Raw genomic sequence first — 14494 nt, forward strand, 5'->3', positions numbered from 1 at the left:
CACTCGTACCACCCTGAAGGGCACCTGCCGATGACCACCGTCCTCGTTCCCGACGCGACCCGTCAGATCGTCCCGCCCGAGGACCGGTACGCCACCGAACTGGCCTTCCTCGCCGCGTACGACACCGGTCCGCGCCCGCCCGCGTGGCGGCTCACGCCCCGGGCCGTCGTCACCTTCGTCATGGGCAGCGGCGGGCAGGCGCTGCGCCTGCCCGAGGACGCCGAGGTGCCGGACGGGGTGCCGCGGCGCCTGGTGGTGGAGGGCAAGTTCGTCGGCGACCGGGCGCTGGTGGAGCGGTGTGTCGTCACGCTCGCCGGTGAGCGGGGCCTGCTGCTCGTCGGCGAGCCCGGCACCGCCAAGTCCATGCTGTCCGAGCTGCTGTCGGCGGCCGTCTGCGGAACCAGCGCCCTGGTGGTGCAGGGTACGGCGGGGACGACCGAGGACCAGCTCAAGTACGGCTGGAACTACGCCCTGTTGCTCGCGCAGGGACCCAGCCGGCAGGCGCTGGTGCCGTCGCCGGTGCTCACCGCGATGTCCCGGGGCGCGATCGCCCGGGTCGAGGAGGTCACCCGCTGCCTGCCCGAGGTGCAGGACTCCCTGGTGTCGCTGCTGTCGGAGCGGCGCATCGCCGTGCCCGAACTGGCGGGCGGCGAGGACGCTCTGGCGCACGCGGCGCCGGGGTTCAGCCTCATCGCCACCGCCAACCTGCGGGACAAGGGCGTCTCGGAGATGTCCGCCGCGCTCAAACGCCGCTTCAACTTCGAGACCGTGGGCCCCATTTCGGACCTCGACGCCGAGACGGCGCTGGTGCGCAGCCAGGCCAGGGCGTCGGTGGAGCGGGCCGGGGCGCCCTTCCAGGTCGACGACGCCGTGCTGGAGGCTCTGGTCACCGCGTTCCGGGACCTGCGGGAGGGGCGGTCGACGGAGGGCTGGGAGGTGGAGCGGCCCTCCACCGTGATGAGCACCGCGGAGGCCGTGTCCGTCGCCGGCGCGCTGGGGCTGGCCGCGGCGTACTTCCCCGGTGACCGCGACGTCCTCGACCTGCTCCCGGGCCATCTCCTCGGTGTCGTGCGCAAGGACGACCCGGCCGACGCGGCCCGGCTGCGCGGCTACTGGGACGGTCCTGTCCGGCGCCGCGCCGAGCAGGGCTCCGCCACCTGGCGGACCCTGTGGGACCTGCGCACGGTCCTGGAGGGCTGACGGCCGTGCTCCACCCTTCTCCCGAGGCCGCCGTCCTGGCCCTCACCGACCCGGCGGCGCCGTACCTCATCGGCGTACGGCACCACGCGCCGTCCCTGGCCGCGGCCGTACCGGCGCTGCTGGACGCGGCGAAGCCGGACGTCCTGCTCGTCGAGCTCCCCGCCGAACTGCAGGACTGGCTGCCGTGGCTCGCCCACGAGGAGACCCGGGCACCGGTCGCCCTCGCCGCCGCACCCCGTGACGGAGGCGGGGGGCCGGCCTTCTATCCCTTCGCCGACTTCTCACCGGAACTGGTGGCGGTGCGGTGGGCGGCCCGGCACCGCGTACCGGTCGTCGCCTGCGACCTGCCGCTCGCGGACCGGGCGTGGGGCGGGGAGGGCCGCGAGGAGACCGCCGGCCGCGGAAACCCGGCGGCGGAGGGTTCTCTCGCCGGCCTTGGCACCGCCCTGCGCTCCCGCCTCACCGGCCGCCCCGGTGACGACCTCTGGGACCGGCTGGTCGAGGCCACCGCCCCCGGTTCGTCGCCGGAGGCCCTGCGGCGGGCCGCGCTGCTCACGGGATGGGCGCTGCGCGAGGACGCGGCGGGCTCGGGCGGGGTGCCGGAGCTGGATCTGCGGCGGGAGCGATGGATGCGGTCGTGTCTCGCCGGGGCCACCGCGAACGGCGAGCGTGCCGCCGTGGTGGTGGGCGCCTTCCACGCGCCGGCGCTGCTGGCACCGGCCGGCAGCGGCACGTCCGAGCGGCCCGCCGCCTCGGCCTCGCCCTGGACGACCTCCCTCATCCCCTACACCTACGCCCTCCTCGACGAGCGCTCCGGCTATCCCGCCGGGATCCGCGACCCCGAGTGGCAGCACAGGGTGCTCGGGGCCGCCGGTGATCCGGCCGCGCTGGAGGACGTGCTGACCGGTGCGGCCGTGCGGGTGTGCGCCGAGCTGCGGGCGCTCGGGCATCCTTCCGGGCCTGCCGACGCGCGGGAGATCGTGCGGCTCGCCGGTGATCTGGCCCGGCTGCGGGGGCTGCCCGCGGCGGGCCGGGGCGAGGTGGTGGAGGCCGTGCAGACGGTGCTCGCGCAGGGCGAGCCGTACGGGCGGGGGCGGGCCGTCGCCCGGGCGATGGAGAAGGTGCTCGTCGGCACGCGCGCGGGCCGGCCGGCGCCAAACGCGCCGCGCAGCGGGCTCGCTCCGGCGGTCGAGGCGGAGCTGGCCGCGCTGGGCCTTCCCGGTCCGGCGGACTCCGGCCCCGGCACCGCCCGCGATCTGCGCCTCGACCCGCTCCGCTCCGAGCTGGACCGTGGCCGCGAACTCCTGCTGCGCCGCCTGACGGTGTGCGCGGTGCCGTACGCGGAGCCCAAGGAGGTCACCGGCGCGGGCGGCGCCGAGGCACTGACGTCCCGCTGGGAGGTGCGCTGGACGCCCGCGACGGCGGCCATGCTGACCGCGGCGGGCGTCCGTGGCGTCACCCCGGCCCAGGCCGCCGAGGGTCTGCTGCGGGAACGGCGGCGCACGGAGCAGGACGAGGGCGGGCCCACCGCGGCGCAGGCCCTGCGCGGCCTGGAGCAGGCGGCGGAGTGCGGACTGCCGGGCCTGACGGACGAACGGCTCGACGACACGGCCGAGGTGCTGCCGAACTCCGGCACACTGCCCGAACTCCTCGCCGGACTCGCCCTGTTGGACCGGTTGCGGTCCGGTCACATCGCGGGACTGCCCGCCGACGGGGACCGTACGGCACGGGCGGCGGCCGTGGCCGAGCTGCTCACCGCCGCCGCCGTGCGCCAGGTGGACGGCCTCACCGGTTCCGAGGACCCCGCCGACGCCCAGGCCTTGCTGGAACTCGCCCACCGGGCCGACCTGCTGGGCGGCATCCGGCTCACCGATGCACTGGCCCGGCTGGCGGCCGGCGGTGCCCCGCTGATGCGCGGCGCCGCGGGCGCCGTTCGCGTGCTGCTCGGGCACGAGGATCCGCGGGGCTTCGGCGACCGGGTGGCGTCCTGGGTGGACGGCGCCTGCGCCCCCGGGACCCGGACCGCGCTGACCGCGCGGCTCACGGGACTGCTCACCGCGGCGGGCCAGTTGCTGGAGTCCGCGGCGCCCGCGCTGGAGCCGCTGCTGGGGCGGGTGTCGGAGCTGTCCGACCGGGACTTCCTGGACCGGCTGCCCGCGCTGCGGGGCGGTTTCGACACGCTCAGCCCCGCCGCCCGCGACCGGCTCCTGTCCGCCGTCGAGGAGCGCCTGGACGAGCGCCGTCTGGCCGACACCGGCGCCGTCGACCCCGGCGCGCTGGCCGCCTGGACCCGTGCCGACCTCGCGGCCCGCGAGGCCCTCGGCGCCTGGGGACTCCTGCCTCCGCCCCGGCAGCCGCAGGCCGCCCCGGCCGATGCCGACAGACCGGCCGACCCCGCCGCCGGCGCGGACCACCGGCTCGCGCCGGCCGACCGCTGGCGCCTCGTACTGGGCCGCCGCGCCGACCAACTGTCCAACGCCGCCCGCCCGTTGGCGACCGCACTCGACGAGCTGTACGGCAGCGGACGTGGGGAGGGCAGCCGGGGCGATCTCACCGGTGCGGGGCGCGGCGGCGGCCGGGAGGCGTCGTATCCCGGGGTGCGGGAGTGGTCCGAGGAGCTGGCGGCGCTCTTCGGGCCGGGCATCCGGGAGGAGGTGCTGGCGGCCGCCGCCGCGACGGGCCGGCCGGACGTGTTCGCGGAACTCGACCCCGACGCCGTACGGCCCTCGGTCGACCTGCTCCGCTCGGTGCTCCGGCACGCGGGCGGGCTGCCGGAGGCCCGGCTGGCCGCACTGCGTCCGCTCGTCCGGCGCCTGGTCGACGCGCTGACCCGGCAGCTGGCCACGCGGCTGCGCCCGGCGCTGCACGGCACCGCGCTGCCGCGCCCCAGCCGCCGTCCGGGCGGCGGGCTCGACCTGCCCCGCACGCTGCGGGCCAACCTGGCGACCGCGCGCCGCACTCCGGACGGCACGGTCCAGGTCATCCCGGAGCGTCCCGTCTTCCGCACCCGGGCCCGAAAGGCCGCCGACTGGCGGCTGGTCCTCGTCACCGACGTGTCGGGGTCCATGGAGGCGTCCACGATCTGGGCGGCGCTCACCGCCTCCGTGCTGGCCGGGGTGCCCACCCTGTCCACGCATTTCCTGGCCTTCTCCACCGAGGTCATCGACCTGACCGACCAGGTCGATGACCCACTGTCGCTGCTGCTGGAGGTCAGCGTGGGCGGCGGCACCCACATCGCGGCCGGGCTGCGGCACGCTCGCGAACTGGTCACCGTGCCCTCGCGGACGCTCGTCGTGGTCGTCAGCGACTTCGAGGAGGGGTACGCCCTCGGCGGGCTGCTCGCCGAGGTCCGCGCCCTGGTCGGCGCCGGCTGCCACGTCCTCGGCTGCGCGAGCCTGGACGACGACGGCCGGCCTCGGTACTCCACCGGGGTCGCGAGCCAGTTGGTCGCCGCGGGGATGCCGGTCGCCGCCCTCAGTCCGCTCGAACTCGCCCGCTGGGTAGGGGAGAAGATCGCATGAGCAAGGATCTCGAGAGCGAGCAGCGGGTGAGCGCGGCTCTGCCTCCGGTCGCCCCGGCCGTGACCGCCGAACTCGTCGCGGCGCTCTCGCCCCGGCTGCGCAAGCGGCTCGACGCGGGCATCGCCAAACTGGCGGACCGCCCGGCCGTCCGGGACGGCGACACCGTGCGGATCGCCGTCGACGACAGCACCGACGTCGAACTCCACGCCTTCGGCGGCGCGGTGACCAGCGCGGAGGCCATCCGCTGCGGCTGCCTGCTGGCCCCGGAGTGTCTGCACCGCGCCGCGGCGGCGTCGGCGGCACCGATCGCGGGACCGGACGTCGAACCGGTCGCGGAGCCGTCGGCCGAGCCGGTCATGGAACCGTCGGCCGCGCCGGTCGCGGAACCGTCGGCGCAACCGTCCGCGGCCTCCGACTCCGGTGCGGCGTGGACCGGTTCGGAGAAACCGGTGGACGGGACGGAACCCGAACCCGAGCGGGCCACGCCCCAGCAGTGCGCCGCCGCCCGTGCCGTCCACGCCGCCGCGGCCGCCGTGCTCGAAGCCGGCACGGACGGTTCCGGGGCGGTGCTCCAGGCGGAGCTGCTGCGCGCCGCGCACACGGCGCGCCTCGCGGGTCTCCCGAGGGCCGCCGCCACGGCCGTCTCCGTGGTCACGGCGCTGCGCGCCGCCCGCTCCGCCGACCCGGCCCACCGCCTCGCCGACCTCGTCACCGCGCTGCGCGACGCCCTGTCGGAGGCCCACCGCATCCCGCACGCCGAGGGCCCGGAACTGACCGAGCTGCGCGGCACGGTACGGCAGCCGTACCGCCCGGACGGCTCGCTGCGGCTGTACGGCCTCTTCTCCGAGCCGGTGCTCACGGCGAGCGGGTACGCGGGCGCCGTCACCTGGACCGCCGACGCCGAGGGCCGCCTGTACCAGGTGTCGGACGTGGCACCGGGCGGCGCCGGTCGGGCGGTGGGCGCGGCCGACCGGGCCGTACGCATCGGTGACACGGCTCTGACGCACCGGGAACTGTCCCGGGCCGGGCTCGCGGTGTCGGGGGCGACGGTCTCTCCGACGGGCCGGCTCGGCGCGGGCGCGGGGGTGCGGGCGGTCCGCGCGTCCGGTGCCGACTGGCGCGAGGAGCCCCTGGACCGGCTCTGGGCGGTGCCGGTGGCCGACCAGGTGTCCCGTGCCCTGAGCGGTGGCCACGACCTGCTGTTCCTGGACGTAACCCTCGCGGGCACGGTCCGGGAGGCGGCGGGCGACTGCCTGCTCGCCGACTGCGGGGGCGTCCCGCTGCGGCTGACCGCCGCGCACGACCACCCGGCGCTCCCCCACCGCGACAACCTCCGCCTGCTGGCCGCCGCCCGCGGCAGCCGGCTCCGGGTCGTGGCCCGGCTCGTCCCGGCCCCGCACCCCAGGGCCCGGCTGCTGGCGACCGAGCATCCCACCGTCTCCGGCACCCGCGTCGACGCCGGCCTGGACCGGCTGCTCCGCGCCGACCTGCCCGCTTCCCCGGCGCCTGTGGCCACCGCGCCGACGCCCGACGAGGCTCCGGTGCACCTGCTGCGTCGGCGCGTGCACCAGGCGGCCTCGGGCGGCCGGCTCGTGCTGTCCTTCCCCGGGAACACGGCGGCGGACGTGCGGCGGCTGAGCCGGCACGGTCTGGCGACGGCGGGAGACCTCGTGGACGAACTCCACGCGGCCGCGGCGGAGCGGTCCCGCGATGTCTTCGGCCGGCTGCTCCCGGCGGACGCCGACCGGTTCGCCCGGGCCTGGCTGGCCGCGGCCCGCTACACCGACGAGGTCGACCGCGCGCTGTGCGCGACGGCCTGGGGCGCCTGAGGCGGGCGGACGACGCGGGGAGGCGGCCACGCCGGACGGGCCGCCGCTCCCCCGCGTCGGCGGCCCACCCGGCGTGCGTCCGAGCAGGTCGTCGCCGCCGGGTTGAAGTCTGCGACAGCTGGGGACGGCAGGGGTATGCGTACAAGTACGTACGCGGCGCCGGGCGGGAGGACGGCGAGCGGAGAACTCACGCGGAGAGAAGCACGTGGCACAGGGGCTGGGCAAGGCCTACGAACGCCTGGTGGCGGTCGCCGTGACGGCGCTCCACGAACGGGAGCCCGGGCGTCTGTGGCCGCTGCTCGGCACCGCGCTCACCGACCTGTGCGGCGGCGAAGCGGTCGTCCACAAGCTGGACGACTGGAGCGAGCACGAGGGCACCGTCGGGGTGGCCCCCGACACCGCCGCCGGGGAACTGGGCCGGCTCCGGGAATCGGACCTGGCTCTGCTGCGCGCGGGCTACCCCCTCGCCGACCACTACACGGCCCGGCCCGACCGGACCCCGGTCACCGCGTACCGGGCGGCGGGCCGCGACTGGCCGGGCAGCCCGACGGCCCACCTGCTCGGTGACGTCCTCGACGTCGACCACGTGCTCGGCGTACCACTCCCCGGCAGCAGCGCCCCGATCACCGGCTGCCTCATCTACCGCTCCGGTACGGACTTCACCGACGAGCACCTCACCATGGCCGAGCGCGCGCAGCCCCTGCTGACCGGCGTGGAGCGGCAGCGGCAGCTGCTGGAGCAGTGGCGGCGGTCGCTGGTCCCGGCCGGAGTGCCGGACGACCGGGCGGCGGACTGCGCGCTCACGCCCCGTGAGACGACCGTGCTGCTCCTGCTCTCCGACGCGCTGACCGCGGACGCCATCGGCCGCCGCCTCGGCATCTCGGCCCGCACGGTGCACAAGCACGTGGAGAACATCTACCGCAAGCTGGGCACCCGCGACCGGGTCGGCACGGTGCTGCGCGCTCAGCAGCTCGGTCTGGTCCCGTACCCCGGAATCCAAGGGCCCTGTGCCGGCACTTCTTGATTGGTTACCGTGTAGCGGTCCGCCAGGAGCGAGCAGATCTGAAGGGTTGTCAGCCAACTTGTCATTTGATAGGGCGACTGTGCCGCCGAGCCGCGAGCCGCGAGCCGCGAGCCGCGAGCCGCGAGCCGCGAGCCGCGAGCCGCGAGCCGCGAGCCGCTGGTGCGGTGTGGGCGTCGGGGGTGCGGACGTGGTGTCCGGTAGCCCCTTCCTGCGGGTTCCGGTAGGCCCCGACGCCCATCGCTGGCGTACCTTCCCCGCCGAGCGGACCCTGGTCGTCGCCGCCCGCACCGTCACCTCGACGGTGCGCGTCCTCGAGGCGCTCCCCGCCCTGCTGCGCGACGACCCTCGCGTGAGCGTCGTCTTCGCCCACGACCCCACCTCCGCGTTCGGCGCGGGAGTGCTCGACCTGCTGCACTCGTCCGGCTGCCGGGTCATGTCCTGGGAGCAGCTGGCCCACATCAGGGCCGACCTCGTGCTCACGGCGAGCGAGAACGTGGACCTGCCGGAGGGCGACTGCCCGGTCCTGGTGCTGCCGCACGGCGTGGGCTTCCAGAAACGGGTCCCGGACGCACGCGGACCGCGCGACCGGCTGTCCGGTCTCGTACCGGACGCGCTCCTGGAGTCCGGCCGGGCCTGGCTCGCCGTCTCGCACCCCGACCAGGAGCGGCAGCTCCTCGCCGCCCACCCCAAGACCGCCGGCCGCACCCTCCTGCTCGGCGATCCCTGCTTCGACGAACTGCTGGCCGGCCGGCCGCGCAGACACGCGTACCGGGAGGCCCTGGGTGTCGCAAAGGACCAGCGGCTCGTCGTGGTCAGCTCCACCTGGGGGACCACTTCTCTCCTCGGCCGGCACCCCGACCTGCCCGTCCGCGTCCTCGGCGCACTCCCGCACGACGAGTACCGGGTCGCCGCCGTCGTCCACCCCAACGTCTGGTCGGCCCACGGCGCCTGGCAGATCAGGGCGCTGCAGTCCGCGGCGCTGGACGCGGGGCTGATCCTGCTGCCTCCCGTCCACGCCTGGCGCTCCGCCCTGGTCGCGGCGGACGCCGTCATCGGCGACCACGGCTCGGTGACGTTGTACGGTGCCGCGCTCGGAACTCCGGTGCTGCTCGGGGCGTTCGGCGCCGACGCGGTGCCGGGGACCGCCGTCCACGACCTGGCCGCGGCCGCTCCGCGCCTCGACCCGGGCGCGGAGCTGAGGGCGCAGGTCGAGAGCGTCGTACGGGATCACACCCCTGAGCGCTACGCCGAAGTGGCGCGCCGGGCCTTCGCCGAACCGGGGAACGCCCTCGCGCTGCTCCGCGCGGCCGTCTACGAGCTGCTGAACCTGCCGGAGCCCGCGTCCGCACCCCCGCCGGACCTGCTGCTGCCCGCCCCGGAACCGGCCGCCCGCCCGGTCACCTCGTCGCTGGTCGTCACCGAGGTCAGCGAGGAGGGGTACGGTCCGGTCGTCACGGTACGGCGATTCCCGGCGGCGGCCCGTGCGCACGTCCAAGGGGACCTGGACGGCACGCGGCCCCTCTCCTTCACGCACCTCGCCTGCTCGGACGGCGAACGGGACCGCCGGCTGCTGGAGAGCGCCTCCGTCGTCGAGCGGACGGGCCGTACCGACAGCGCGGCCGAAGCCCTGCGGTGGATCCGTGCCACGGCGGCGGAGCTGCCCGGCAGCCTGCTGGCCTCCTGTGCGGTGCGGGGCGGCGGCCATCTGGTGGGGCTGCGGGACGGCCGCGTGGTGGAGGTGTCCGTCACCGGTCCGCCGATCGCGCCCGGGCTCGCCGCGGCCGTCGTCTACGCGTGCCTGCGCCAGGGCCGTTACCTGGCCGACGCGTTGCTGACGCTGCGGATCGGTGCGGTGCGGGACGAGGACGTGGTGTTGCGGCTGCGGCCCGGGCCTCCCGTCGTCAGCTGAGGTCCCGAAGCCGTCGGCGCACCTCCAGCGCGCCCGGGTTGCCGCTCGCCTCGTGGATCTCGAGCGCCCGGGTCAGCCAGGCGCGCACGCTCTCCTGGTGGCGGCCGGTCCGCTCGGCGATGCCGAGGAGCGCGAGCAGGGCTTCGGCTTCGTAGTGGGTCGCGTTCTGGTCCTGCAGGGTGCCTGCGGCCGTGCGCAACGCGTGGACGGCTTCGTCGGTGTGGCCGAGGTGATCCTGGGCGAGGCCGATGGCCAGGTGGACGCGGGCCGCCATGCGGTGGTCGGGTTCGGGGAGGTCCAGCAGGTCCTGCCGGGCCTGGGTGAGCGTGGCCAGGGCCGTCGCGTGGTCCCCGCGGGCGTCCAGCGCGCGGCCGAGGAAGAAGGCGGCCAGGGCTTCGCCACGCCGGTCCCCGGCACGCCGGTTGAGGTCGAGGGAGTACCGGTACGTCTCCACCGCGCGGGACGGGTCGAAGCGGTCCAGGTAGCGACCGAGGAACTCCTGGACGGAGGCGCGCAGCAGGAGCCGGTCGGTCGACTCGGCGAGCGCGACCGAGTGTTCCAGCTCCGTGCGGGCGCGGTCGTACTCGCCCAGGTCCGTCAACGGGCGGGAGAGCAGGCTGCGGAGGCGGGCCTCGCCCGCCACGGCCTCGGCCGCCGTCTCCACCGGGGTGCCCGGGGCCGCGGCGAGTGCGCCGGCGGCTTCGGCGCCCAGTTCCAGGGACTCCTTCCAGGCGCCCAGGTAGCGGTGGTGGAGGAAGAGGGCCGTGAACGCCTCGGCCAGCGGCCAGGCGACGGCGTGCAGACCGTGGCGTACGGCGGCCCGCAGGACGGCCAGGATCGCGGCGCACTCGGCGTCGAGCCAGGTCAGTGGGGAGGGACCGGCATCAGCGGAGAAGGGGTCGGAGGCGCCCGCCAAGCGCGCGGACAGGTCGGCGATCCGCAGCCGGTCCTCGCGCAGGGCGCGGTCGGCGAGAGCGACGAGGACCAGGTAGTGGGTGGCCACCCGTTCGAGCAGCGCGGTCTCCTCGGTCGCCGGCTCCTCCTCGACCGCGCGCTCGCGGGCGTACAGGCGAACGAGGTCGTGCAGGCGGTAGCGGCCGTCGCGTTCGGTCTCCAGCAGGCTCGCGGCGGCGAGTTCGCGCAGCAGCCGCCTGGCCGTGCGGGTGTCGACACCGGCCGCCGCGGCGGCGACCCCGGCGTCGAAGAGTCCGGCCGGCGCCCAGCCGAGCAGGCGGAACATGCGGGCAGGTCCGGGCGGCAGCAGCCGGTAGGAGGGTCCGAGGACGGCGGACACCGAGTAGGCGCTGCCGGGCAGGGACATGCCCTCCAACCGGTCCACCTCGTCCTCGAGTTCGTCGGCGAGGTCCGCCGGCGTCAGGGCGTCGTCGGTGAGCAGCCGGGTGGCCACGATGCGCAGGGCGACCGGCAGGCCGCCGCACAGGTCGACGAGGCGTGCGGCCGCAGCCGGGTCGGCCTCGAGGGTCTCCCGTCCGCAGTGGTCGGCCAGCAGGGTCAGGCCGCTCTCCCTGTCGAGGGGTTTCAGCGCGATGAGGTCGGCTCCGTCGACCGCCACCAGTTCGGTGAGCCTGCTGTGGCTGGTCACGACGACCGTGCTGCCGGGCCCGCTGGGGATCAGCGGCCGTACCTGGGCGGGCAGGGTGACGTTGTCGATGAGCACGAGGATGCGCCGGTCGCGCGAACAGGAGGCGTACTGCCGGGTCAGCTCGGCGAGCGTGGCCGGGACGTGCTCGTCGCTGCGCATGAGCGCCTTGAGGATGGTGGCGAGGGCCTGGGAGACGTCGGCGCCCATGGCGGCGCCGACGGCGGACTCGTCGCGCAGGGCGGCGTAGTCGACGTAGAACAGGCCGTCCGGGAACCGGTTCCGCTCCTTGTCGGCCCAGCGGCAGGCGAAGGCGGTCTTGCCGACCCCGGGCAGCCCGGCCAGCACCGCGAGGCTGACCCGGCCGGGCTCGCCGCACAGGGCGTCCATCCGGTCGAGTTCGGCGACCCGGTTGCTGAACGTGCCGGTCAGGGCCGGAATGTGGTCGACAGGCGCGTCGTCGTCGGCGGCCGGCCGCGCGTCGAAGGTGATGTCGTACGACCTTCCCGGCATGAGTTCGGACAGGAGGCGCCGCAGTTCCCCGGCCGCCTCGGGGTCGCTCCGCAGGACGTCGAGCAGACGCCGTTCCCACGCGGCGGCGACCCGGTTCGCCGCCCGTACCTCCTCGCCCCGCTCCCGGGCCGCGTCCAACTCCTCGCGTGAGGCCTCCAGTTCCTCGTCCGCACCGCGCCCCGAGAGCCGGCCGGTCAGCCGCCGAGCCAAGTGCTTGGTCTTTCCCCAGGAATCCGCGACCATGAGCCCGATCAGGGCTGTGGCCCCCTGCGCGGCGAGCGTCCCCAACTCGGCGTCCACCAAGCCCCCTTCACGTCGTCCACCAGCACCGGGACAGGCGCAGCCCACGGTAGAAGGATCTCCGCCGGATTCCCAGTCGGCCGCGCCGTCACCCCGGGAAGATCGGCCACACCCTGGATTCGCTCGTGCACGAGGACGCCCCCGTTCCCTCCTGGCCGGAAGGGAACGGGGGCCGTCCTCATGTGCAGTTGTCGTGCGGGTGGGCCGGTCAGTCCCGCGTGCCGCGGCGACGCTTCACCCGGGCCAGGACGAAGCCGACGGCCACGAGGACCGCGGCGATCCCGGCGACGAGGCCGACCTGGGCGCCGGTGTCGGCGAGGCCGCCCCCGTGGTCGTCGTCGTTCCTCCCGGGCGGGATGGTCGGCGTCGGCGTGTGACCGCCGGAATGGCTGCCGGACGGTTCCGGGGCCGGACTCGTGGGCTTGTGCGTGGGCTTGCCGGTCGCGGTCGGATCCGGCTCCGGGGTTCCGCCGTTGTCGGTGTTCCCGGAGCCGCTGCCGCCGAGGTAGGCGGTGTAGGTGTCGCGGTAACCGGTCTCCGTGCGGACGGAGTTCTTGGTGGTGACGTCCAGGCGGGGGTGTTCGGCCTGGAAGCGGGCCCGGCTGATCTTCTTCTCGGGCTGCTTGGAGAAGTCGACGCCGCCCATCACGCAGGTCTTGTTCTCCCCGTTGTACTCACACGGGTAGCTGTAGTCGCCCTTGGTGAAGGACGTGACGTACTCGTCGTACGTCTCCTTCGGCGTCCAGCCGGTGTTGGGGGCACGCAGGGGCCACCGCTTGACGTCGCCGCTGTCGATGATGGCGTGGAAGTCGGTGGGGTGGTCCTTGTCCTGCCGGCGGATGTACTCGGCCGCGACGCGCGACTTGTAGACGCGGCGCAGGTCGGCGTACTTCGGATCTTCGTTGATCTTCTTCTCGATGCCCGGGAGGATGTACTGGTCGACCAGCCGCTGCGACGTCTGGACCTGCTCCTTGGTCAGGGAGCAGTCGCCGTTCGGGCTGGGGGTGGTGAAGTCGATCGGCGCGGACTTGACCTCGAGCGGCGCGTCCAGGATGTAGATGCCGTTCTCGTCCACACGGACCTTGGCGGGCTTGGGCACGATCCAGTTGCGCAGCGAGTGCGAGCACGGGAGGCCGGCGTCGCTCATGGCGTCCCAGTACGTCTTTCCGGGCTCGACACGCGGGTCCATGGCGCGGGCGTAGTCGTGCTTCATGTCCAGGTCGGCGACCAGGAGGACGCGCCCGGCGTCGGTCTTGCCGAACGTCGGGTTCATGATCTTGTCCGGCTGGTCCGGGTTCAGGTTCACCCAGAAGGAGCGCGGGTCGAGGGCGAGCCAGGTGAACATGGCGTCGGAAGCGAGCTGGAGCTTGGCCTGCCCGCCGTAGCCGGGGTTGGTGTCCTCGTCGTCGACGTAGTCGGCCTTGAAGGAGTAGTCGAGGCCCTTGCCCTTGACGGGGTTGCCGACGTACTGGATCTCCAGGGTGGTGAAGTCGACACCGCCCGGGCCGCGGCCGAGCGCGCTGCGGGTGTTGGCCCGGTTGAACTCGCGCTGGATCCGCTTGGCGTCGTTCGGGTTCTTGCCCGAGTCGAACGCGATGTCGTTCATCGGTCCGGCGGTGCCCCTGGCCGGGTTGGGGTTCATCACCGGGTAGTACTTGGAGTACTTCGTGGTGGGGTAGACCCCCATGCCGGCCGCGCGGCGCTCGTAGATGCGTACCGGGTTGCCGGTGGTGCCGCGTTCGCCGCGGAGCGCCTGGTTGAGCCTGCCGTACTGGTTGACGGTGCCCTTGGCGGCCTTCTCACCGCCGTAGATGACCAGGTTCTTCTTGGTGAAGTCGTAGGCGGCGTCCTTGTGCCGCAGGACGATCCGGTCGGCGGCGTACTGCTTGGGCCGGTACTTGGAGGTGGACTTGAACTCGGCGAACTGGTCCTTCTTCGCGTTGTACGCGTCGTACTTGCGGCGCGCGAGCAGCTTCCCGTTCTGGTCGCGGACCTCGACGGTGACCTCGCACAGCCAGTCCGGACCGACCAGGTTGAAGTCGCGGACGGTCTTGCGCTCGAAGGCCGCGCCCTTGCGGTTGTTCTGCTGGTTCTGGGTCAGGAACCGCTTCTGCCACCGCTTGAAGGGCAGGCGTGCGCCGGTTCCGCCCTTGAGGTAGCGGTTGTAGCGGGTGTAGATGCCCTGCTTCATGTCGTCGGGGTCTTTGGAACGGGCGTACTTCTCGTCCCAGGCGTCGACGTCCTCTTGCGTGCTGCCGAGCTGGGCCAGTTCCTGCGCGGTGGGGGTGGGAACGTCCTCGAACCCCTTGAACAGGTGGTCGTAGAAGTACTTCTCTTCCAGGCCGGGCCAGGACTCCTCGAACTGGGCGCCGCCGGGGGCGCCGGAGTTCGCCGGCGTGCGCGGGTACTTCTTCCCGAGGTGCATCTCGTCGCACCGCTTGCCGGTGGTGATCTGCGCGGTGTCGCCGGGCGCGGCCTGGGCCGGGGCGGCGGGCAGGCCCACCAGCATCATCCCGGCCGCGGAGAGGACCGCGAGACAGGACGCCAGGCGGGCACGCAAGCGGGTTCGTATCGGTGTATTCAACTGCTTTTGTCCCT

7 protein-coding genes are annotated in these 14494 nt (G+C 74.6%); 5 read left to right on the forward strand and 2 right to left on the reverse strand.

Translation table 11 applies throughout. The features are described 5' to 3' along the window. The first annotated feature begins 30 nt into the window (after positions 1-30). From ACWC5O_RS08375 to ACWC5O_RS08395, 5 genes are all read left to right on the forward strand, one after another. Positions 31-1200: an AAA family ATPase gene (locus tag ACWC5O_RS08375; protein WP_450585800.1), complete on the forward strand. Its 1170-nt coding sequence runs from the start codon at positions 31-33 to the stop codon at positions 1198-1200. A gap of 5 nt (positions 1201-1205) precedes the next feature. Beyond that, a complete protein-coding gene (locus tag ACWC5O_RS08380) occupies positions 1206-4721 on the forward strand; it encodes a vWA domain-containing protein (RefSeq protein WP_450585798.1) in 3516 nt (1171 codons plus the stop codon). After that, positions 4718-6550 carry a hypothetical protein gene (locus ACWC5O_RS08385; protein WP_450585797.1) on the forward strand — a complete coding sequence of 611 codons (1833 nt, stop codon included), beginning with the start codon at positions 4718-4720 and terminating at the stop codon, positions 6548-6550. Before ACWC5O_RS08380 ends, ACWC5O_RS08385 begins: the two co-directional genes overlap by 4 nt. A gap of 205 nt (positions 6551-6755) precedes the next feature. Beyond that, positions 6756-7574, forward strand: a complete 819-nt coding sequence (locus tag ACWC5O_RS08390) for a response regulator transcription factor (RefSeq protein ID WP_450585795.1) — start codon at positions 6756-6758, stop codon at positions 7572-7574. 190 nt (positions 7575-7764) lie between these two features. Beyond that, positions 7765-9483 carry a hypothetical protein gene (locus tag ACWC5O_RS08395; RefSeq protein WP_450780936.1) on the forward strand — a complete coding sequence of 573 codons (1719 nt, stop codon included), beginning with the start codon at positions 7765-7767 and terminating at the stop codon, positions 9481-9483. Here the strand turns inward: ACWC5O_RS08395 and ACWC5O_RS08400 are convergent. Together ACWC5O_RS08400 and ACWC5O_RS08405 are read right to left on the reverse strand one after the other, a co-directional pair. Further along, positions 9476-11896 (reverse strand): NB-ARC domain-containing protein, encoded by a 2421-nt coding sequence (locus ACWC5O_RS08400; RefSeq protein WP_450585794.1) that lies wholly within the window; start codon positions 11894-11896, stop codon positions 9476-9478. The genes ACWC5O_RS08395 and ACWC5O_RS08400 overlap by 8 nt on opposite strands. Positions 11897-12104: 208 nt before the next feature. Next, positions 12105-14456, reverse strand: a complete 2352-nt coding sequence (locus tag ACWC5O_RS08405; protein ID WP_450585792.1) for a hypothetical protein — start codon at positions 14454-14456, stop codon at positions 12105-12107. Between the last annotated feature and the right edge of the window lie 38 nt (positions 14457-14494).

The organism is Streptomyces sp. NPDC001450 (genome assembly GCF_053597295.1).